Annotated in this window: 17 protein-coding genes; 11 read left to right on the top strand and 6 right to left on the bottom strand. The window is 75.3% G+C overall.

Annotation, left to right across the window (positions count from 1 at the left end; all coding sequences use genetic code 11):
• Positions 1 to 100 precede the first annotated feature (100 nt).
• The 7 genes from HYE82_RS18935 to HYE82_RS18905 all read left to right on the top strand — a co-directional run bounded on the left by HYE82_RS18935 (position 101) and on the right by HYE82_RS18905 (position 6691).
• Positions 101 to 1051 (top strand): RICIN domain-containing protein, encoded by a 951-nt coding sequence (locus HYE82_RS18935; RefSeq protein WP_179175281.1) that lies wholly within the window; start codon positions 101 to 103, stop codon positions 1049 to 1051.
• Between the two features lie 488 nt (positions 1052 to 1539).
• Positions 1540 to 2631: a helix-turn-helix domain-containing protein gene (locus HYE82_RS18930; RefSeq protein WP_179175280.1), complete on the top strand. Its 1092-nt coding sequence runs from the start codon at positions 1540 to 1542 to the stop codon at positions 2629 to 2631.
• 47 nt (positions 2632 to 2678) lie between these two features.
• Positions 2679 to 2906: a hypothetical protein gene (locus HYE82_RS18925; protein ID WP_179175279.1), complete on the top strand. Its 228-nt coding sequence runs from the start codon at positions 2679 to 2681 to the stop codon at positions 2904 to 2906.
• Positions 2907 to 2997: 91 nt separating this feature from the next.
• On the top strand, positions 2998 to 3588 hold the full coding sequence (locus HYE82_RS18920; RefSeq protein ID WP_179175278.1) for a MauE/DoxX family redox-associated membrane protein: 591 nt from the start codon (positions 2998 to 3000) through the stop codon (positions 3586 to 3588).
• A 66-nt stretch (positions 3589 to 3654) separates the two neighbouring features.
• The gene (locus HYE82_RS18915; RefSeq protein ID WP_179175277.1) at positions 3655 to 4224 is read left to right on the top strand and encodes a hypothetical protein; all 570 of its coding nucleotides are present in this window, start codon (positions 3655 to 3657) and stop codon (positions 4222 to 4224) included.
• The gene (locus tag HYE82_RS18910) at positions 4221 to 6203 is read left to right on the top strand and encodes an ABC transporter ATP-binding protein (protein ID WP_179175276.1); all 1983 of its coding nucleotides are present in this window, start codon (positions 4221 to 4223) and stop codon (positions 6201 to 6203) included. The genes HYE82_RS18915 and HYE82_RS18910 overlap by 4 nt, the downstream gene beginning before the upstream one ends.
• The gene (locus HYE82_RS18905) at positions 6200 to 6691 is read left to right on the top strand and encodes a S26 family signal peptidase (RefSeq protein WP_179175275.1); all 492 of its coding nucleotides are present in this window, start codon (positions 6200 to 6202) and stop codon (positions 6689 to 6691) included. Before HYE82_RS18910 ends, HYE82_RS18905 begins: the two co-directional genes overlap by 4 nt.
• 14 nt (positions 6692 to 6705) lie before the next feature.
• Here HYE82_RS18905 and HYE82_RS39545 read toward each other — a convergent pair whose 3' ends face one another.
• The 5 genes from HYE82_RS39545 to HYE82_RS18880 form a co-directional block, all read right to left on the bottom strand.
• Entirely contained in the window at positions 6706 to 7047 is a 342-nt protein-coding gene (locus HYE82_RS39545; protein ID WP_369009815.1) for a VOC family protein, read from the bottom strand.
• 350 nt (positions 7048 to 7397) lie between these two features.
• The gene (locus HYE82_RS18895) at positions 7398 to 7733 is read right to left on the bottom strand and encodes a hypothetical protein (protein WP_179175274.1); all 336 of its coding nucleotides are present in this window, start codon (positions 7731 to 7733) and stop codon (positions 7398 to 7400) included.
• 152 nt (positions 7734 to 7885) lie between these two features.
• Complete coding sequence (locus tag HYE82_RS18890) at positions 7886 to 8716, bottom strand: class I SAM-dependent methyltransferase (RefSeq protein WP_179175273.1); 831 nt, start codon at positions 8714 to 8716, stop codon at positions 7886 to 7888.
• A gap of 152 nt (positions 8717 to 8868) precedes the next feature.
• The gene (locus HYE82_RS18885) at positions 8869 to 13542 is read right to left on the bottom strand and encodes a hypothetical protein (RefSeq protein WP_179175272.1); all 4674 of its coding nucleotides are present in this window, start codon (positions 13540 to 13542) and stop codon (positions 8869 to 8871) included.
• 526 nt (positions 13543 to 14068) lie between these two features.
• Positions 14069 to 14770, bottom strand: a complete 702-nt coding sequence (locus HYE82_RS18880; RefSeq protein WP_309144374.1) for a YoaK family protein — start codon at positions 14768 to 14770, stop codon at positions 14069 to 14071.
• A 276-nt stretch (positions 14771 to 15046) separates the two neighbouring features.
• Here HYE82_RS18880 and HYE82_RS18875 point away from each other — a divergent pair, with 276 nt between their 5' ends.
• Positions 15047 to 16681, top strand: coding sequence for a CocE/NonD family hydrolase (locus HYE82_RS18875; protein WP_179175283.1), 1635 nt, complete (start codon positions 15047 to 15049; stop codon positions 16679 to 16681).
• Positions 16682 to 17026: 345 nt separating this feature from the next.
• Here HYE82_RS18875 and HYE82_RS18870 read toward each other — a convergent pair whose 3' ends face one another.
• The gene (locus HYE82_RS18870) at positions 17027 to 17650 is read right to left on the bottom strand and encodes a class I SAM-dependent methyltransferase (RefSeq protein ID WP_179175271.1); all 624 of its coding nucleotides are present in this window, start codon (positions 17648 to 17650) and stop codon (positions 17027 to 17029) included.
• Between the two features lie 307 nt (positions 17651 to 17957).
• On the opposite strand from HYE82_RS18870, the gene HYE82_RS18865 reads away from it, so the two are divergent.
• The 3 genes from HYE82_RS18865 (at position 17958) to HYE82_RS18855 (ending at position 20650) form a co-directional block, all read left to right on the top strand.
• Positions 17958 to 19370 carry a serine hydrolase domain-containing protein gene (locus tag HYE82_RS18865; RefSeq protein WP_309144373.1) on the top strand — a complete coding sequence of 471 codons (1413 nt, stop codon included), beginning with the start codon at positions 17958 to 17960 and terminating at the stop codon, positions 19368 to 19370.
• A 141-nt stretch (positions 19371 to 19511) separates the two neighbouring features.
• Positions 19512 to 20123 (top strand): hypothetical protein, encoded by a 612-nt coding sequence (locus tag HYE82_RS18860; protein ID WP_179175270.1) that lies wholly within the window; start codon positions 19512 to 19514, stop codon positions 20121 to 20123.
• Between the two features lie 83 nt (positions 20124 to 20206).
• Entirely contained in the window at positions 20207 to 20650 is a 444-nt protein-coding gene (locus HYE82_RS18855; RefSeq protein ID WP_179175269.1) for a GNAT family N-acetyltransferase, read from the top strand.
• The last annotated feature ends 95 nt before the right edge of the window (positions 20651 to 20745 follow it).

Genomic DNA, 20745 nt, shown 5'->3' with positions numbered 1-20745 from the left:
GCCCAGGGGTGTCCGGGCGTCCGGACAGGCGCTGTTGCCCGTTGACTGCCCGTGCGATACCCCTGGTCGAATGGACGCAGATTTCGTACAGCCTGCCGGTTTGTCCACCGCTGACGACTTCATTGCCGCACTGAGGGCGCTCAAGGCACGGTCCGGACTGACACTGCGTGACCTCGAAAGCCGGGCGGCGGCCCGCGGCGACGTCCTGCCGCGCAGCACGGTCGCCGACGTCCTGCGCAAGCAGACGCTCCCGCGCCGGGAGTGGGTTGCGGCCTTCGTCCGGGCCTGCGACGACCAGGACCGGCTGGGGGAGTGGCTCGGCGCCTGGCAGCGCCTCGCGAACGAGGGCCCCGAGACATCCCCCACGGACGCCGATCCGTCCTCCGACGCGGACACCCCACGAGCCGCCCCGCGTGCGCGGGCGGCGGGGACGAAGCGGCGCAAGCGGATGCTGATCGTGGCGGCCGCCCTGGCACTGGCCGGCGCCACGGCGGCCGGGACACTGGTCGCCAACGGCCTGACCACGACCTCAGGCCCCCGTACGGCCGGAGCGGCGGGCGCACGGCTCGCCGGGCTCTTCCCCCTGAAGTCCGCGGGGAGCTGGGCCCTCATCCGGCCCGCGCAGGCGACGGAACTGTGCCTGACCGCAGGGCGGGAGCGTTCCGGACGCTACCCCTCAGAGGTCGCGGTGCAGCGCCCCTGCACCGATCCGGGCCCGCGCACCTTCCTCCAGCCCGTCGCCGACGGCCTGACCACCATCAAGTGGGAACATCCCGTGGACAAGGGCATGGGCTGCCTGACCGTCATGGACAGCGGCATCGCCGAAGGGCTCGTGGAGCCCCGGGAAAGCTGCCAGCCCGACAAGGACGGACAGCTCTTCCGGATCGAGAGCGTCGGCGCCGCGGCCGAGGGCTTCCGCCTGCGGCGCGGCCGCAGCGACCTCTGTCTGGGCATCCGCGACGGTGCGGCGGGCTCGGGAGTCGAACTCGTGCAGGAATCCTGCGGCTCCCAGCCGGGCCAGCGCTTCCTGATCGATCTGATCCCCCATTGACTGCTCCCGCCTGAAGGCGGGGGATGGCCCGCTCAGGGGCTCACGGGGATTCCTGGCTCAGGCCGCCTGCGGGAGCAGCGCTCCCGGAAGCCTTGCGTCCTCGGCACCAGCCGCGCCCGGACCTGCCCGGCCGGCCCTCAGCCCGCTCCGTGAACCGCGGCCCTGCCCCGGCCCGGCGCCGCCGCCGGACAGCCGTCCGGACACGGCACCGACCAGCCCGGACAACGGCAGGGCGTCCGGGACAGCCCGTTGCCGTTGCCCCGGCCCGGTGCCGGTCGGCAGAGTCTGCGGTGCCCGGCCGGACCGGACGAACCGTCGCCACGCACGGCTGCGCGGCCCCGGCCGAGGGATGAGCGCGAGCGGCGGATGCCGCGTCGGATGCCACCACGACCTGCACGGGCGAGCCACGGGCCGCTGCGTGCCCCGGGCATCCCTTCACGCCGGGCCGAAGGCGACCACCACCCCGAACCAGGAAGGAGCGAACGGGTATGCCCGAACGATGTCCACCCGGGACACCGGCACCGGCACGAGGCGCCGCCGAGCCGGAGGCGACGTGCCCACCCGAAACCCGTGCGGTACCGGACGGGATCACCGGGCTCTGGCACGTCCCGGACCTGCTGTCCGACGGGCCTGCGCGGCTCCGCGCGGGCCTGCGCGTCCTCGACCTCGGCAGCGTGTGGGCCGCGGCGCTGGTGTGCCCGCAGGCCGGGTTCGCCCGCACCGCACGGCTCGTCCGCCGACACGACCCGCAGGCCTTCCACGTCCTCCACATGAGGAGAGGGCGGGCCACCCTCGGCATCGGAGGACGCCAGACCCGGATCGGGGCCGGCCGGCTGGTCCTGGTGGACAGCTCCGGCACCTACAGCGGCCGCTTCGACGACCCGGCCGGGGTCCACTCCTGCGTCATCGTCCAGCTCCCGCGCGCCGCGCTCCCGTTGCCGCCGAGCACGCTGCACCGGCTGCACGGCGTACCCGTGACCCTCGGAACGGGCATGGGGGGCGCACTCGCACGCTGGCTCGCGGACATCACCGGCCGCTGCGACGAGTTCGCGCGGACCGACATCCCCTGTCTCGCCGACACCACCGCGAGCCTGGTGGCGTCCGTGCTCGGTGCCGCGGCCGGCTCCGTCGAGGTCCTGGACCCCGAGGACCGCCGGCGGGCGCTGCGGACGCAGATCAGGCAGTTCATCCGGCGCCACCTCGCCGATCCGCTCACCCCGGAGAGCATCGCCGCGGCCCACCGGTTGTCCCGCCGCTCCCTCTACGCCCTCTTCGAGGAGGACGGCCAGACGGTGGCCGCCTGGATCCGGCAGGAACGGCTGGAACGGTGCCGGCGCGACCTCGCCGACCCGCGGCTGGCCGGGCGCCCCATCCACTGCATCGCCGCACGCTGGGGCTTCCCGGACAAGGCGCACTTCAGCCGACTCTTCCGGTCCGTGTACGGGGCCCCACCGCGCGACTTCCGGAGGCGGGCGACGCCGCACGGACCGACAACCACCCTGCACCCGCAGACAACGACAACCCCGCGGCCGTCCGGCACTGTCGTGGTCGGAGGCGCCGTTCGCGGCCAACGGCCGTGATCCGGTGCCCCGGCCCATCGATCCGATCGCGAAGGAGTGAGAGAGACATGCGCACAACGCTTGAGAGGCTGGGCGGCAGGATGCTGGACCGCCTGGTGCCGCGCGTCGACGCGTCCGCCGCCGAAGCGGCCTGCATGTGCTACCAGTGCGTGCAGGGCTCGTCCGGCTGCGCCTCCACCGGCCACCGCTGGTACAAGAAGCGGCCCTGCGGCGGCGGCACCTGGACCTTCGACCGCTGCGCGAACTGCGACCCGGGCGCCGGCTTCTGCTTCTGACGGCCGTCATCCCGTACCGGCCACCGTCGTGCGGCGGGCGGACACCCGCCGCACGGCTCCCTTCCAGCCCCTACCTGCCGGAGGCAGTTCCATGGAGTACCTGGTCGCGGGGGCCCGCGGACTGCTGGGGCTGGTGTTCCTGGTGTCCGTCGTCGGCAAGGTCGCCGGACGCCACGCGTTCACCGCCTTCGCCGAGTCCGTCCGGTCCTTCGGCATGCTGCCGCCCGGCCTCGTCCGCCCGGCGGCCCGGACGGTGACAGCCGGGGAGGCCGCCGTGTGCGTCCTGATGACCGTGCCGGCGCGTGGCGCCACGGCGGCCGGGTTCGCGCTCGCCGCCGTCCTGCTGGCGGCGTTCACCGCGGCCATCGCGGCCGCCGTACGGCGGGGAGCCACCGCCCCCTGTCGCTGCTTCGGCCCGTCGACGACACCGCTCGGCACCCCTCACCTCGTGCGGAACCTCGCGCTCTGCGCCGTCGCCGTGAGCGGAGCCGGGGCGCTCGCCGTACCGGTCGCCGCCGGTGCCCGGCCGGGCGGTGCGGTGGTGGCGGGTGCCGCAGGGCTGATCGCCGGGATCGTGGTGACCCAGCTCGACCACCTGATGGCCCTCTTCCGCCCGCTGCCCGCCGCCCCGGCGGCCGACGCGGCAGCCGCACCCGTACGACGACACCGAAATGCCGGGTAGTCGCCGGCCAAGAAGCCAAAGGCCAAGAAGCCAGAGGCCAAGGAGCCCAGAGGTCAAGGAGCCCTCATGCCCGTCCTGATCGCCGTCGTGGCCCTCGTCGGAACGCTGTGCACGCTGAACCTGGTCCTCACCCTGGGCGTCGTCAAACGGCTGCGGGAGCACACGGAGCTGCTCGGAGCCGTGCAGGGAGACCCGGTCCACCTCGAAGCCGGCCAGGAGGTGGGTGAGTTCGACACCGCTACCGTCCTCGGGGAGCCCCTGGTGAGCGATCTGCTGTCCGGGCCGGTCCTCTTCGGGTTCTTCTCCCCGACCTGCGAGCCCTGCAAGGACAAACTCCCGCGGTTCGTCGAGTACGCGCGGCAGGAGCCCGGCGGCCGCTCCTCGGTGGTGGCGACCGTCGTCGGCGACGCCGGCGCGGCGTCCGGGTTCGTGGCCGAACTGAGCCGGGTCGCGCACGTGGTGGTCGAGGAGTCCGGCGGTGCGATGGGCACCGCACTGGGGATCCGGGCCTTCCCGAGCGTGCTGCGGGCCGACCGCGATGCCGACGGCCGCCTCGTCGTCGTGGACGACGACGTGGCGCTCAGTCGGCCGACCGGCCGGACCAGCCAGTCCAGCCCGACCAGCCTCACCAAGTGACCGCGTCCACGCCCGCGACCGATGCCCGGGCCGGCGCTCCCGGCCCGGGCCGGCCCGGAACGTCCAGCGCCCGGCAGGGGAACACGGCCCGCCGGGCGGGCGCATCGCGCTTCCCGCGGCACGCGGCGACGGCCGTCGCCCTCGCGGCACGGGCGGCACCGTGGGTCTTCGCCGGCCACGTCCTGCTCACCCTCGCCACGGGTGCGCTCCCCGTCGTCGCGGCCTGGCTGACCAAGCTCGCCCTGGACGGCCTGACGGCCGGCGGCATCCCGACGGGCGCGCTCGTCGGCCTGGCGGCGGGGCTCGCCGCCGTCGGCGTGGTGGTCGCGGCGACCGCCCACACGAACGACTACCTGAGGGCGCAACTGGACCGCGCCATCGGCCTACTGACGCAGGATCGGCTCTTCGCGGCGGTCAACGGGCTCGTGGGCCTGGGCCGTTTCGAGAGCCCCGCCTTCCTCGACCGGCTGCGGCTGGCGCAGCAGGCGAGCGCCGTCGGGCCCGGCCAGGTGGTCAACGGGATCCTGGGACTGGCCCAGGCCGCGATCACGGTGACCGGCTTCCTCGGCTCCCTCTTCGTCCTCAGCCCCGCCATGACCGTACTGGTGGTGGCCGCCGGGGTGCCCGCGCTCGTCGCCGAACTGCTGCTGTCCCGGCGGAGGGCCCGCCTGCACTGGGACCTCGGGCCCACGGAACGGCGCGAGATCTTCTACAGCCGGCTGCTGTCGAGCATCGAAGCCGCCAAAGAGGTAAGGCTGTTCGGCATCGGCTCCTTCCTCCAGGGCCGCATGCTCGCCGACCGGCGCACCGCCGACACGGCCAGGGCGCGGCTGGACCGGCGGGACGCGCTCGTCCAGTCCGGGCTGGCGCTGCTCGCCGCGCTGGTCTCCGGCGGCGGGGTGGTGTGGGCCGTGCTGGCCGCCAGGTCCGGGCACCTCTCCGTGGGAGATATCGCGATCCTCATCGCGGCGGTGGCCGGCGTACAGGGCTCCCTCACCGCCGTCGCGGGACACGTCGCGGGCGCGCACGAGGCGCTGATGCTCTTCGAGCACTACCTGGACATCGTCCGCGGCGGGCCGGACCTGCCGGTGGCCGACGCGCCCGCCCCGCTGCCCGCGCTGCGTGAGGGCATCGAGTTCCGGGACGTGTGGTTCCGGTACTCCGAGGAGCATCCGTGGGTCCTGCGCGGAGTCAGCCTCCGCCTGCGCCACGGGGAGGCGCTGGCCCTCGTCGGGCTGAACGGCTCGGGCAAGTCCACCCTGGTGAAACTGCTGTGCCGGTTCTACGATCCGACGCGCGGCGCCATCCTCTGGGACGGCGTGGACCTGCGGGACGTCGACCCCGCCCGGCTGCGCACCCGCATCGGGGCGGCGTTCCAGGACTACATGGCGTACGACATGACGGCGGCCGAGAACATCGGACTGGGCGATCTCGGCGCCTTCGGCGACACGGAACGGATCCGCGGCGCGGCGCAGCGGGCGGGTATCCACCGCAAGCTGTCCACCCTGCCCCGCGGCTACGGCACCCTGCTGTCCCGCAGCTTCCCCGCGACCTCGGAGGACGGCCAGGAGGCCACCGGCGTCATGCTCTCCGGCGGCCAGTGGCAGCGGCTCGCGCTGGCCCGGGCGTTCCTGAGGGACGAACGGGACCTGATGATCCTCGACGAGCCGGCCTCCGGGCTCGACGCGCAGGCGGAGGCGGAGATCCAGGAGGCGCTGCGCACCCACCGCCGGGGCCGGACCAGCCTGCTGATCTCCCACCGGCTCGGCTCGGTCCGGGAAGCGGACGCCATCGTGGTGCTGGAGGGGGGCCAGGTCGTCGAACAGGGCACCCACGCCTCCCTCATGGCGGCGGACGGACGGTACGCGCGGCTGTTCGCCCTCCAGGCGTCCGGATACCGGCCGCAGGACGGCCCGGCCGCTGCCGCCCGGCCCGAAGCCGCCCGGCCCGCCGCAGTCCGGGAAGCGGGCCACCGATGAGGTGCAGCACGCGCCGGGCGGTGGCCGCCGCCGCACTCGGCCTGGCAGGTGCGGGTGCCGCCGCCCTGCTGCTGCGGTACACGGTGGTGCGGGTCACCGTGCGCGGCAGCAGCATGGCCCCGCTGTACGAGGACGGCGCCAGGGTCCTCGTCCACCGCGGCGGCCGGATCGCGGTGGGGCGGGTGGTGGTACTGGAGCGGCCCGCGGAGGGCGCGGGCCGGCCCCTGCCGCCGGTCACCCGCTCCGCCTCCCCGCATGCGATGGCCTCCCGCCGCTGGATCGTCAAACGCGTGGCGGCGGTGTCCGGGGACCCGGCCCCGCTGGAGCGCGTACCGGGCCTCGACGGCACGGCGGGCGCGGTCGTACCCCCCGGCCGGCTCGTCCTCCTCGGCGACAACCCGGCGAACAGCTACGACTCCCGCCAGGCGGGCTACTTCCCCGTGGAACGGGTCCTCGGCACGGTGCTCGGGCAGCGGCGCCGGCCATGAGGGCGGGGAGGCCGTCACCCGGCGGCCGTGCGGAGCCGGATCTCCGCCTCCGAGATGTCCTCCGAGTGGCTCAGGAAGACCCATAGGTGGCGCGAGAGGTCCTTGAGAATGACGGTGCGGTCGCCGTGGAACATGTCCGTCGGAGGCTGGAGGACCTCGGCGCTGGCGGCCTTCGCGCGGTCCGCCAGGCTGACGACGTCCGGCACGAAGACGTGCAGGGTGACGGTCGTTCCCCCGCCGAGCGCGGCGTGATGTGCGGGATCACCGCGTGGCGGTACCGGTCGGGGATCTCGCTGGTGGCGGTGCGCTCGGTCACGGCGAACTCCTCCCGATCGGCCGCCGGTTCCGTCCCGGATGCTCTGCGAGGACCGTAAGAGCTCATGTTTGGTTCAGGTCGAGCGTCCGCTGCCACCGCACGAAGGCCGGGGCCGGAAGAGGAGGTTCCGGGCGGGGTGCGGAATACGATATGATTGATCTCGAGCTCGCCGCCGCACGACGCGGAGGTGGGACCGGCGTTGGTGGTCCAAGGAAAGGCACCCCACTTCCTGTGGGGGGATGCAGGTGCAAGGCCTGCCCAGCGCTCGATCAAGGCCCCGGCCTCCTGAGGGAGTCCGGGGCCTTTTCCCGTGTGGCGCAGAGGGCGGGTGCGGGCGGGGTCCCGGGCGCTGCTGCGCCCGGGACCCGCGCCGTTCGGCCGAGGCCTGGATCAGGCAGGCTGCTTCACGCAGGTGCCGACGACGTATCCGGTGACGCCGTGCTTCGTGACCTTCACCCAGCGGTTGCTGTTGATGCCGCACTTGCTGTACGAGCCGCCGTAGTACATCTGGCACGGCGACGAGGCCCTCTCGCCCTTGTTGAGCTGGGCGAGCCCCGTGCCGTTGACGCTCATCCGGTCGCGTATCACCACGGTCTCCAGTGCCAGCGCCGTACAGCTCGCCGCAGCCGCGTTCGTCTGGGCCATGGCCGGGCTGCCGGCGACGAGCGTGGTCCCCACCAGGGCGGCGGACGCCATTGCCGCACCGAGGATCCGGCGTGTGTGCATGTGTGGTTCTCCCTCCGATTGACGCGAGCATGCCGCCCGCGCGGTAGCAAGCAGCCTAGATCCACACACACGTGGAGCCTCGCAGGCGCCACGGGCTCGGCGTGCACCGTCCTGGAGCTGCGCCAACAGGACCCGGGCGGGCGCGGCGGCGTTCAGCTGGTGCGGTGGGCCGTGAGGAGGAGGTACTCCCATTCCATGACGCCGTCCCGGGTGTTCTCCTCGGCCAGCGCGTCGAGTTCGCCGTCGAGGGCGGCCACCCGGTCGTGGTCGTTGCCGAGGGCGCGGTAGACGGCGATGGTCGGGCCGTAGCAGGCCTTGAAGAACGTGCGGAAGTCGCCGCGGTCGGGGAAGGCGTCCACGCGGACGGTCGTGCGGCGGGAGTCCACGTCCGTGACGCGGTCGCCGAGCAGCCCGTACACGTGTTCCTCGTCGCCCCAGAGGGGCGGCGGCTGGGCTCCGGGCGGCGGGGGAGGCGCGTACGGCTTCATCGTCGCGAACATCCGGCCGATGAAACCCTCGGGAGTCCAGTTGGCGAGGCCCACCGTGCCGCCGGGGCGGCACACCCGCAGCATCTCGTCGGCGGCCGTCTGGTGGTGCGGGGCGAACATGATGCCGAAGCAGGACATCACGACGTCGAACTCGCCGTCCGTGAAGGGAAGGTGCTCCGCGTCGGCCTCCCGCCACTCCAGCCGGGCGCCGCGCAACGTGGCCAGGTGCTGTCCCACTTCGAGGAGTTCGGGCGTGAGGTCGCTCGCCACCACGTCGGCCCCGGTGAGCGCGGCGGGGATGGCCGCGTTGCCCGAGCCCGCGGCGATGTCGAGGACGCGGTCCCCCTGGCGTACACCGCATTCCCTGACGAGTTCGGCACCGTTCTCCGGGACGACGTGGGAGGCCACGGAAGGGTAGTCGCCCATGGCCCACATGGCCCGGTGGCGGGCCTTCAGCGCGAGATCGGCCGCGACCGGATCGGTCGCATCGGACATGACCGCCTCCAGGGCTCGGACGTGCCCCTTCTCCGAGCATAGGCCGGTCCGGCCGGTGACGCCGTACGGGTGAACGGCGGAACGGCCCGCACGGCGGCCGGTCTTCCCTGCGGCGGGGCAGCGGCGGCGGCGTGCGGGCCGCGGGCCGGCGGCTACCGGGCCGTGCCGGCCCGGGTCCGGGCCCAGGCCTCGGCGAACTGTTCGTGCGGCGGCAGCACCGGGAGCAGCCGCAGCAGCGGGGCGTGCAAGGCGGTGCCCGAGGCCGACGCCAGATGGGAGGGCAGCTTGTCGCTCTCCACCGGCAGGTGCGGGGCCTTCAGCCGGACCCACGGCCCCGGCGCGAAGAGCGTGCGCCCGGCGCGGGCCCGCTTGCCGGCCTCGACGGCACCGGTGGCGAGCAGTTCCGCCTGGGCGGCCTTGTGCCGGGCCGCCGTCCAGCCGTTCCAGCGGCGTACGGCGCGGTCGGTGGGCCGGGCGAGCGCCAGCAGCTGGAGGTACAGGGCTGCCGCATCGGGGCCCGTACCCAGCGCCGAGGCGACCTCCTCCACCAGCTCGGGGGCGCTGAGCGCCGGGTTGTTCTCGTACCCGCCCCCGGGTACGGGGGTGTCCGAGGCGCGGGCCACGAGCCGGCCGAGCCCGTCGAGGAGCTGCTTCGTCTTCCGCAGCTCCGTCAGCAGCCACGGCCGGCTGTCGGCGGCGGCCAGGGCCTCGGCCCGTGCCAGCCGCGCCGGGTCGGCCAGGGCGGCGGGCCGCAGGAACGTGTCGCCGGCCGGGACGGCGACGACGAACAGCCCGTCGTCGGCGGCGGTGGAGACGGACGTGACCTTCTCCCAGAGCGGTTCGGGGCAGGGCCGCACCTCGCCCTCGTACGGGACGAACGCCGGGTCGGTCGCGGCCGTGGCGGCCAGGTCCTCGAACCCGCCGAGCGGGACGAGGGTGCCGGGGTCGTCGAGCCGGTCCCGCAGCCGCCCGTACAGGGCGAGGGCGCCCCGGGCGGCCGGGTCGCCGACCGGGCGCTCGGTGAGCGCCCAGGCGATCACGGAGGCGGCCGTGCGGTGCGCGGGCTCGCCCGGGCGGACGTAGCCCCAGGCGGAGCGCTCGGGTGCGCGGTGCCTGACCACGAGGCCCCCGATGCGGTCGCCGGTCAGGACGAAGCCGGCCTCGCCGTACGGCGCGCCCCCGGGGGCGTGCCCGGCGGGCAGGCTGCGGGCCCAGCCGTCGGGCAGGCCGAGGTCGGCGGCGAGGGCGGTGGCGAGTTCTTCGTCGGCGTAGTCCTCGGCGCCCAGCAGCCCGTTCCATGCGGCGGCCATCCGCTCGGCCGCGGCCGTCGTGGCGGCGGGCTCCCACAGCTCGGCAGGGTCGCCGGGCAGGCCGGCGGCCAGGACCGTGCGGCGCCCGTCGGCTCCGAGCCGGCGGCACACCTCGTCGTACAGCGGGACGACGCCCTTGCCGGCCCTGTAGGGGGCGGAGCCGAGCAGGGCGAGGTGCTCGTCGTGGCGTTCACGGCCGGGGAACCCGGCCAGGACCAGGGCCGCGACGGGGGCCCGGACCCCGGTCAGCCGGGCGAAGGCCTCGACCGCCGCCCGCTCGACGGCGACCGGTCCCCGCTCGGACAGCAGGGCCAGGAGCCGGGGCAGGCGTGCGGCGTCGTCCTCCCCGACCGTGACGTCGGCGGCGTCGGCGGCGCCGGCCGGGGCGGGCGCGGAGGACGGCTGCACGAACCAGGCCATGCCGTCGCGGACCGCGCCCGAGGCCAGCGGCCGGCCGGCGGCGCGGCAGGCGGCCAGGGCCTCCGGGGTGGCCCGGCCGGTGCGCCAGGAGCTGCCGCGGACGGCGTAGGGCTGGCCGCTCCAGGTCCGCAGCAGGGCGACGAGCGCGTCCCGGTCCGGGTCGGGCGTGGTGGCGACGGCGGCGCGCCAGGCGGCGGCGCCGATCCCGCCCAGCAGGGCCTGCCAGGCGCCGGGGGCGGCGGGCAGGGCCAGGACGCGGGTCTCGTCGTCGATCTCCCCGCGCAGGTGGCGGCCGTCGGCGTCGACGGCGGTGAGCAGCGCAGGCTGCGGTGCGGGGCCCGGGTCGTCGTGGCGCGGCCGGCCGTCGGGCAGCAGCCCGTACAGGGCGGGGACCAGGACGCTGTCGGGAATCTCGGCGGGCAGGGCCACCACCGGCGCGGCGCGCATCACCGCGACCTTGTGGGACAGGGCGCGGCGGCGCCGCAGTACGTCGGCGGCGAGCACGGCGGCACGGGCCACGCCCGCCGCGATCCCGGGCTCCAGCGGGCTGCCGGCCGGGGTGGCGGGCAGGGCGGGGGCCGGTTCGCCGCGCAGGGCGGCGTCGAGGAGGTCCCGTACGGCCGTGTCGGCGACGGCGCGCAGCATGGTGGAGGAGGCCGCGCAGCGGGGTGTGAGGAAGTGCCAGAACGCGGGCGGCGGGAAGGGACCGGCCGCGTCGCCGAAGCCGGTGGTGCGCCTGCGCCCGGAGCCGGGGAAGCCCTGGGTCTGCCAGAGCAGGGAGTTGTCCTCGGCGGCGTGGGCCCGGAAGGTCTCCTGCCCGGCCAGGACCGCGTCCTCGCCGCCGGACGGCATCCGGACGATCGCCCAGGGGCGGCGGCCCCAGCGGCGGCTGCGGTAGACGGCGGTACGCCCGTCGATGCCCTCCAGGACGAACGAGGTGGGCGAGGGGCCCGCGTACGGGGTGCGGTACAGGACGCGGCAGCCGACGAGCCGGCCGTCCTGGCCGAGCGGGGAGTCGGGCGCGCCCGGGGGCAGGGGCGCGAGGGTCTGGAGGTCGCCGAACCTGCCGGTGCCGGGCGGGAGCGGGGCCGCGGTGTGGAAGGCGGGCAGGTTGCTCCCGTCCGCGGGCCGGGTGCGGCGGGCGGCGGCGGCCCCGGTGCCGGCGGCGTCGAGAGGGGCGCCGGTGGCGGGGTCGATCCGCGTCCAGTCGGCCGCCGATCCGAAGACGTCGACGGTCCACATGCCCCGGCCGTCGCTCATCTGGGCGTCGCGGGAGCCGACGCCCTCGCGGCCGCCGGGCCGCAGGACCCGTTCGCCGTCGTGGCGACCGCCGCCGTCCGGGGTCTCGAACTGGTAGCCGAGACCGCCCTGGATCATGCCTCCGTAGCGGCGCAGGCCGAGCTTCTGCTCCGGTTCGAAGACCTCGTCGGGGCGGTCGGCCCAGAAGGCCCGCTCGCCGGAGGAGCTGCCGTCGCCGCGGTCCGCCCAGCTGACGAGGAACCGGCCGCCGACGTGGTGCACGGTGTGGCCGGCCGCGTCGTCGGGGAGGCGGAACGTGCAGGAGCCGCGGGGCCCGGCGTGGTCGACGGCGACGGCCCGGCCCCGGCCGTGGACGGTGAGCACGGGCCAGGTGGAGGTGACCCCGGTGACCCCGCCGGGCCCGAAGCCGGCGACGGCCTCCTCCAGGGCCGGCCAGCACCACTCCTCGGGGAGCCCGGCGCGCAGGGCGCGGGCGAGCGGGCCCGTCAGGTCGAGGCGGGCGAGCGCCTCCTCGATGCCGTCGAGGGCGCGGGCGGTGGGACGGTCCAGCAGGCCGTCGAGCTCGCGGACGGCTTCGTCGGCCGCGGCCAGACCGCCGCCGCGCAGGGCGTCGAGCAGGGCCTCGATCCGGCTGTGGACCTCGGCGGTGATGCCGGGGTTGCGGGGGAGCCGGCTGACCGCCGTCCCGGAGCCGCGCAGTCCGGCGTGGACGGTGCCCTCCAGGCGGGGGCCGAACACCGGGTCGGCTGCGAGCGCCAGCAGGTCGCGCCGCAGGTCGCCGTCGCGCAGGACGAGCCCGACGGCCGGGCCGGGGTCCACGACGGCGATGCCTTCGGCGAGGCAGGCGTCGAGGAGTTCGGCGTCCAGTCCGGGCCACTGGTAGCGGTCCTCGTGCAGGGTGAGGGGCGCGGCGGCGGCCCGCAGCCGCGGGGCGAGGCGTGCGAGGACGTCGAACAGCTCGTCCGGCAGCGGCTGCCGGGTCACGCCGCCTCCGCCCGCGGGACGGTGCGAGTAGCGCTCCGTGTACCGGCCGAACCAGGCGCCGGTGCCGCCCTGCGGGACGATGCGCCCGGCGACGGCGGCGTCGACGGCGCCGCAGGCGAGGAGCAACCGCAGCCAGGCGGAGCCGTCACCGCGGGTTTCGGGGAACAGGTCCAGCAGCAGGGCGTCGGTGGCGTCGCCCTGCGGGTGGGCGGCGAGCAGGTCCCGGGCCGCGTCGAGCAGCCGGTCGGGGACGGACTTGCCCCGCGCCGCGCCGAGTACGAGGCCCAGCACGCGGGCCTCCTCGTCCGGACCGAGCCCGGCGGCGCGGGCCGACAGGCGGACGCGGCGGGCCAGGTCGGCGGGGAGGTCCCCGGGGGACGCGGCCCAGGCGCGCAGGACGCGTACGTACTCCTCGTGCGCGGCGGCGGGTTCCAGGCGGCCGGCCAGCCAGGCCTGGTGCTCGCCGAGGGCGGCGGCGGGCAGGGCCCCGCCGGCGGCGAAGACGAGCACATTCGCCCGGTGCCAGTCGGGGTCGACGGCAAGTCCGTGCGTCTGCTCGGCGGTTCGGGCCAGGGTGTAGGCACGGGCGGCGGACCGGGCGTGCCAGCTGATCAGCCGGTGTCCGACGGTGTCCCAGAACCAGGGCAGGTGGGCCGGGTCCAGCTCCCGCACGCGCCGCTCCAGGCCGTCGACGAAGCGGCCGGGCTTCTCGTGGGCCCGGTGGATGCTGCCGCGCACCTCGTCGAGCAGCCCGTTCGCGGTCTCCTCGGCGGCGGGGCCCTGGGCGCGGGCCCAGTCGGTGTAGGCGGTGGAGGAGTGCGGTGGGGCGGGCGGCGCGATCTGGATCTCCATGCGCCCGATCCTGGCACGCCGCTGTGACACCGCTCGTGGCAGGAGGCCGCCGGGACGGCCCGTGCACGCACGCAGGTACCGGCACGAGGGCACGCCGCCCGGGCACGAGGGCACGCCGCCCGGGCACGAGGGCAGTCGGGCACCGCTGCTGCGCCACGCGTATGCCGCGCTGCGCGGGCGTCGTCCTGCGCGGGCGGTCCGGCTTCACGGGCACCCGGCACACGGGCACCCGGCACCCCGCTGCTCCGGCGGACGGGCGCCCTGCCGCGCGGAAGCGCGTATGAGGGCACGCCGCCCCGCGGGCACGGCGACATGGGTCCCCTGCCCTGCGGGTGTCCTGCCGGGCGGGCACGCCGACATGGGTCCCCTGCCTTGCGGGTGTCCTGCCGGGCGGGCACGGCGACATGGGTCCCTGCCACGCGGGCGCTGGCCGCGCGAGAACGCCGACACGCGCGTGTCCCGGCATGGCGGGCGCGCCGCCGCGCGGGCGCTGCGCCACACGGACACCGGCACCCGCCGTTCCGGCTCAGCCCGTGTACAGGCGCGGCCGGGGGACGTACGCGATCGCCACCAGCAGTACGACGGCCGACGCGACCAGCAGCAGCCCGGCCACAGGCCAGCCCGCGTGTACCCAGGAAGCGCCCGCAAAGCCGCCCGCGAACATCGCGCCCACCGAGGCCGCGCGCCGCGCCGTCGCGGCCGGCCCGCGGGCGAGGAGGGCGTCGTGGCCGAGGGAGGATCCTGCCATCAGGGCGGTCATGGCCCGGGTGACGAGCGTGGTGGGCAGGTCGGGCACCCCCACGCGCAGGCTGGTGACGTTGCGGATGCCCATCGCGGTCGAGAGCACGGCGATCGTGGCGAGGTGGCGTGCGGTGGGGGCCCGGTGAAGGGGATGCAGGCCCCAGGCCGTACCGGCGGCGACCGCCACCAGCAGCGCCTCCACCACCAGTGCGATGACGAACCACCGGTGCCGGTCGGCTTCGAGCCGGGTCTCCAGGCGGGCGCCGGCCACGGCCCCGACGACGAACGCGCCGAGCGACACCGCAGGCGCCGCCGCGGACAGCCCGCCCTCGCCGACCAGGCCGAAGCCGAGGAAGAGGACGTTGCCGGTCTGCATGGCCGTGAACACGGGCCCGAGGGTGAGCAGGCTGGCCGCCTCCACCAGCCCCGTCGTCACCGTCAGCACGACCATGTACGGAGCCAGCGCCACAGCGGCCTTCGCCTGCACATCCCCTCCCGGGCCCGGGGCCCGACGGGTGCCCCGCCCCAGTGTCGACGCCGCCGCCCGCCGCTCCCCGTCCCCGTGGACGCGTCGCGCCGCACACCGCACCTTCGGCGCAGCCCGGCTCCCGCGCCCCGGCTTCCGCACCCCTGAATGACGTACAGTGTACGTAAAGAAAGGGAGGGAACCATGTCCGTGTCCTCACGACCCGTCAACGCACCTGCCCCGACCGCCACCGCCTGGCTGCCGCCGCCCGGAAGGCCGCCGCTGTCCGCCCGGTTGATGCGCGCCACCTGGCGAGGCCTGCCGGCCAAGCGCCACGACGTCGGCATGCAGCCGGGACAGGAGGTACCCGCCGCCGACGGGAGCCCGCTGATCACCGACCACTACTTCCCGCGCACCGAGGGACACTTCCCGACGCTCCTCGTACGCTCCCCGTACGGCCGGGGCCTGCCCTGGGGGCCGATGTACGGCGTGCTCTTCGCCGAGCAGGGCTTCCACGTGGTCCTGCAGAGCTGCCGCGGAACCGGCGGGTCCGGCGGCCGGTTCCACCTGTGGCGCAACGAACCCGCCGACGGCCGGGCCACCGTGGCCTGGCTGCGCGAACAGCCCTGGTTCGACGGGCGCCTCGCCACCGTCGGCCCCAGCTACCTCGGCTACGTGCAGTGGGCCCTGGCCCTGGACCCGCCGCCCGAGCTCAAGGCGATGGTCGTCCAGATCGGCCTGCACGACCCCCACGCCCTGTTCCACGCCGGAGGGGTGCTTCACCTGGAGGCCGCTCTCGCGGTCGGCGCCGGCATGACCTACCAGCACCGGGGCACGGTCCCCTTCCTGAAGGCGACGCTGCGCCTGCACCGGCGCCTGCGCGCCATCACCACGGCCCGGCCGCTGCGCGGGGCACACGAGTCCGCCCTGGGCGAACTTCCCTGGCTGGACGAGGTGATGACGCACCCGGACGCCGGGGACCCGTACTGGACCGGCGCGTCCCTCGCCCACGCCGCGGACCGGGCCACCGTACCGACCGGCCTCGTCACCGGATGGCACGACGGCCTCGCGGACCAGGTCTTCGAGCAGTACGACAGGCTGCGCCGAGCCGGCTGCGAGACCGCCCTCCTCGTCGGCCCGTGGACGCACACCTCCGCCCTGCAGCAGGGCTGGCCCGAGGTCTTCGCCGAGAGCCTCGCCTGGCTGCGTGCCCACCTCGAGGGCGATCGCACCGCGGTCCGGCCCGGCCGCGTACGCGTGCACGTCGGCGGGGCGCGGGAGGAGTGGCGCGACCTGCCCGACTGGCCGCCCGCCGCTTGCGCCGAGGCCTGGTACGCGGCCCCCGACGGCCACCTCGCCCCTGACGCCCCGGCCTCCGCCGGGCCTGCGCCACTCGCGGCCTTCCGCTACGACCCGGCCGACCCCACGCCCTCCGTCGGGGGCCGGCTGCTCTCCCGTACCGCCGGCGCCCGGGACAACCGCAGGCTGGAGGCCCGTGACGACGTCCTCACCTTCACCGGACCACCGCTGACCGCACCGGTGGAGATCCTCGGCCCGGTCACGGCGCGGCTGACCATCGCCACCGACACCGGCCACTGCGACGTCTTCACCCGGCTGTGCGACGTGGCCCCCGACGGCCGTTCCACGAACGTCTGCGACGGGGTGGCCCCCGTCCGGGCCACCCCGGACCGGCCGGTCGAGGTGACCGCGGCCATGAGCTCCACCGCCCACCGCTTCGCGGCCGGCCACCGCATACGCTGGCAGATCAGCGCCGGCGCCCACCCCCGCTACGCACGGAACCCCGGAACGGGCGCATCACCCACCGAAGCCACCGAGTTCACCCCGACGCGCATCACCCTCCACACCCCGTCATCCCTCCTCCTCCCGCACGGTTCCCCTCGACCGGCCCCGACGGAGCAGACAGGACGATGAACGGCGAAGACGCGGTCCCCCACCTCAGCCTGAGGGCCCAGACGGTCCTTCGGCCGGCACGTGCGCTCCGACCCGCTCATCCAGGCCGGCTCATCCAGGCCTGACCGGCCGGGCCGGGCCGGACGGGCTGCTCGCCGGGGTGGAGAGCCCCTCGCCCGCAGTCCTGGCCGGCCTGACGCGCAGTGAGGAGCCGTGGCCCCGGAACCGGGCCGCCCGGGGCCTCTCCTTCGACGTACTCAAGGCGAAGCGGCCACGGCGGCCGAGCGCCTTCTGCGCACGCAGCCCCGGCAGCCGCCCTGAGGGCAGGGCCCCGGGCGCCTTCCGGGCATGCGGTCGGACGGTCGCCTAGGGGGACAGGGCGACGCCGAGGGAGAAGGCGGCCAGCGGCTTCGGGGCGCCCTGCTCGTAGAAGACGTCGAGCGCGGTGATCACGAAGCCTGCGTCCTCCAGCATGCCGACCGTCGACCGGGTGAGGTGGCAACCGCCGAGCAGCCGCCTGTTGACCGGCTCCAGCCGCCGCTGCCAGCGGCGTACGCTCCCGTCCTCCTCCGGGGCCAGTCCGTGTTCGACGAAGTGCAGGGTGCCGCCGGGTTTCAGGACCCGCCGTACCTCGCGAAGGGCGGCACCGGCGTCGGGGATGGTGCACAGCGTCCAGGTGGACAGGGCCGTGTCGAACGTGTCGTCCTCGAAGGGCAGCGACTGCCCGTCCAGCCCGGCCCGCCGTACGGGCACGGCGGACGCCCGGACCCGGTCGCGGGCGAGCCTCCACCCGACGTCGGACGGCTCGATCGCGGCCACGCCGGTGACGGCCGACGGGTAGTAGGGGACGTTGTGCCCCGTGCCGAAGCCGATCTCCACCACGTCGCCGTGGAGCCCTGCGCACACGCGCCGCCTCAGCGGCCGGGCGATCCTGGCCCCGCAGGCGGCATTGACGATCCGTGGCACGACCTGGTCCGCGTACCAGCCCATCGCCGCCTCCCTGTCTCCCCTTCAGCATGGCACCGCGGCGGCCCTCACGCCCGCCCGGCCGCCGGCCGAGAGGGCGCCGCGGATCCCGGGCGAAGGGCGAATGGCGAAGGGTGAGAATGGCCCACCGGCCCGGACGGCATGACAAATGTAACGGGCAGTCAATGTGCCGGTTCCTCCCGGAGGGTGAGAGGCGGCGGCAGGCAGTTCGTCCCGGTGGAGGAGGAAGCAGGCGGAACGCGCCGAAAGAATCGAGGTGTTCGTGATCGCCAGGCGCCCGTGACCCGGGCCATTGCCTCAGGAGCTCTTCGTGGACCACCTCCACCCCGGCCGTCCTCGTTCCCGCCGGCTGCGCCGCGCCGCGGCGGCGAGTGCCGTCGCCGCCGCCCTGCTCGCCGGTATCGCCCCCGCCGCGGTCGCCGCGCCCTCCGCGGGCCCGGACATCGCGGTGGCCGCCGCACCGGCCACCGGCCGCCTCGACCGCGCGGAGCTCGACAGGAAGCTGCGGGCCATCCACGAGGCCGGCATCTACGGCGCCTACTCGACGGTCCGGGACGGGCAGACCCGCTTCGACGGCGCGGCCGGTTTCGCGGACGTGGACACCAAGCGGCCGGTCCGCCCGGACTTCCGGCACCGCGTCGGCAGCGTGACGAAGAGCTTCACCGCCGTTGCCGTGCTCCAGCAGTCCGCGAAGGGCCGCATAGACCTCGACCGGCCGGTGGGCGACTACGTGCCCGAGCTGCTGCCCGGCGAGCGCGGCCGCAAGGTGACCGTTCGCATGCTGCTCAACCACACCAGCGGCATCAACGACTACGTCGGGGACGCCTTCCCCTCCCTGCTCAAGGGCACCACCGAGAGCCTGGACGACCACCGCCTCCGCACGGTGCGCCCGGCCGAGCTGATCGGATACGGGGTGGCCCGCCCGCAGCTGAGCGAACCCGGCGCCGAGTGGCACTACTCGAACACCAACTACCTCCTGCTCGGCGAGGTGCTGCGCAAGGTCACGGGCCAGGATCCCGAGCGGCTGATCACCCGGGACGTGATCCGCCGGGCCGGCCTGAAGAACACCTACTTCCCCGGCACCGACCCGAAGATCCACGGCCCGCACGCCCGCATGTACGAGAGCTTCTACGGGCTGATCGACCCGCCGCGCGACTACAGCGAATACAACATGACCTGGGCCGGCACCGCGGGCGCGCTCGTCTCGACCACGCAGGACCTCAACACCTTCTACCGGGCCCTGCTGAAGGGCGACCTGCTGCCGCGGACCCAGCTCGACCAGATGCGCACCACCGTCGACGTCAAGGACGCCGACGGGAAGGTCGGCATGCGCTACGGCCTCGGCATCTACTCGATGGACACGCCGTGCGGCCCGGTGTGGGGGCACGACGGCGGCGTCTTCGGTGCCGGGACGTGGGCGCTGTCCAGCCCCGACGGCAAGCGGCAGTTCGCGATCGGCTACAACCTGATGAAGTACCAGCGTCTCAACGAGGCCGGCACTGCCTTCCTTCCCCACCCGGCCGACGCCGCGATGGGCGCCTACAAGGACCAGGCCCTGTGCGGTACCACGGCTCCGGCCCCGGCCGCTCAGGCCCCGGCTGCCCCCGTACCGGCGCCCGCTCCCGCGCCCGAAGCCGAGAAGGGCACGGCGGCACCGGTTCCGCCGCTCGTCGACGCGCCGGCGGCTGCCCTGACCGCCCCGCGCATCGCCCGGCAGCGCTGACACCCCTCCACCGCCCTGCGCCCCGCGCCCCGCGGCCGGCTGTTCCGAGCCGCCGCGGGGCGCGGTCGTTTATCCGGCGGTACCGGGGAAATGCCGAGGAGGTACCGCCAGTCCTGCTGTCACCGTGAACGGGGAACCCTCATGAGCCACCGCCCCTCTGCCACCGCCTCCCTCGCGGCCGCCGTCGCGGCCGTGGCGGCCGCCACCCTGGCGGCGCCGTCCGCAGCCGCCGCCGACGGGCCCGCCTTCCTGGACCCCCGCGAACTGCCCCGGCAGGCCGGCACGGCCTGGCAGGCCGGGCCGGTGACCTCCGGGGTTCCCGACCCGCTGCCGTTCTGCGTCGGCGAGGCGCTGCCCGGTGCCACGTCACGGCACCGCGCGTTCTGGACGGACGTCGACACCAACGCCGTCCAGGTCACCGTCGTGGAGCGCGACGAAGCCGCGGCGCGCTCGCTCGCCGCGCTGCTCGACTCGGCGGTCAGGGGCTGTGCCGAACGGGTGGAGCAGGATCCGGACGTCACGGCCGAGTGGCGCGACTTCGGCCGCGTCCAGGCCGAGGAGGGGGCGCGCGTCCAGGGCGTGCGGACCGTGCACGCGTGGGCCGGCAACGACGTGCACCTCTTCGCCGTCGGCAGGGACGGGCGGACGGTCACCGTCGTGCACTGGGGCCGCATGGGCACCTTCCACGACGCACCCGTGAACGCCTTCAAGAACACCACCCGCACCGCGGTGAACAAGCTGTACCGCGGCTGACCGTTCCGCCGCCCTGCCGCGCCGTCACCTCCGGCCGAATCCCGCACCGGCCGCGCCGGCGGAGGCTGGGATATCGTCCTGACATGAAGATCATCGACCTGGGTGTCGGCGACCCGCGCCTGGACACCGACCTGCTCCCCGTCCTGCGCGAGCTGCGCCCGCACCTCACCGAGGAGCTCTTCCGCCAGGTGTACGAGCGCGGCCACGCCCAGGGTCTGCGCTTCAGCGCCGGCTACGCGGACGACGGGACCTGCGTCGCCGCCGCAGGCTGGCGCATCGTCGACACCACCAGCACGGTGCGCAAGCTCTACGTCGACGACCTGGTGACGTCCGCGTCCGCCCGCTCGACCGGCGTCGGCCACGCGATGATCGCCCACGTGGAGGAACACGCGCGTGCCGAGGGCTGCCACGAGTTGAGCCTGGACTCGGCCACCTACCGCACCGGCGCCCACCGGTTCTACCTCCGGGAGCGCTTCGACATCGTCGCCTTCCACTTCGCCAAGGAGCTGAAGCCGCTGGAGGGTTAGCCCTCCGGCGCCAACGGCCCGGAAGCGGGGCGGCGGGCCGGGCGCGGGCGGCGGGCCGGCATGCGATGGGCCCCGCCCGAGGGTGCGTCCGGGCG

This window comes from Streptomyces sp. BR123 (genome assembly GCF_013401435.1).
In the GTDB taxonomy this organism is placed as follows: domain Bacteria; phylum Actinomycetota; class Actinomycetes; order Streptomycetales; family Streptomycetaceae; genus Streptomyces.
The sequence above is the reverse complement of the archived record's forward strand: the minus strand, read 5'-3'. Positions and strand labels throughout refer to the sequence as shown.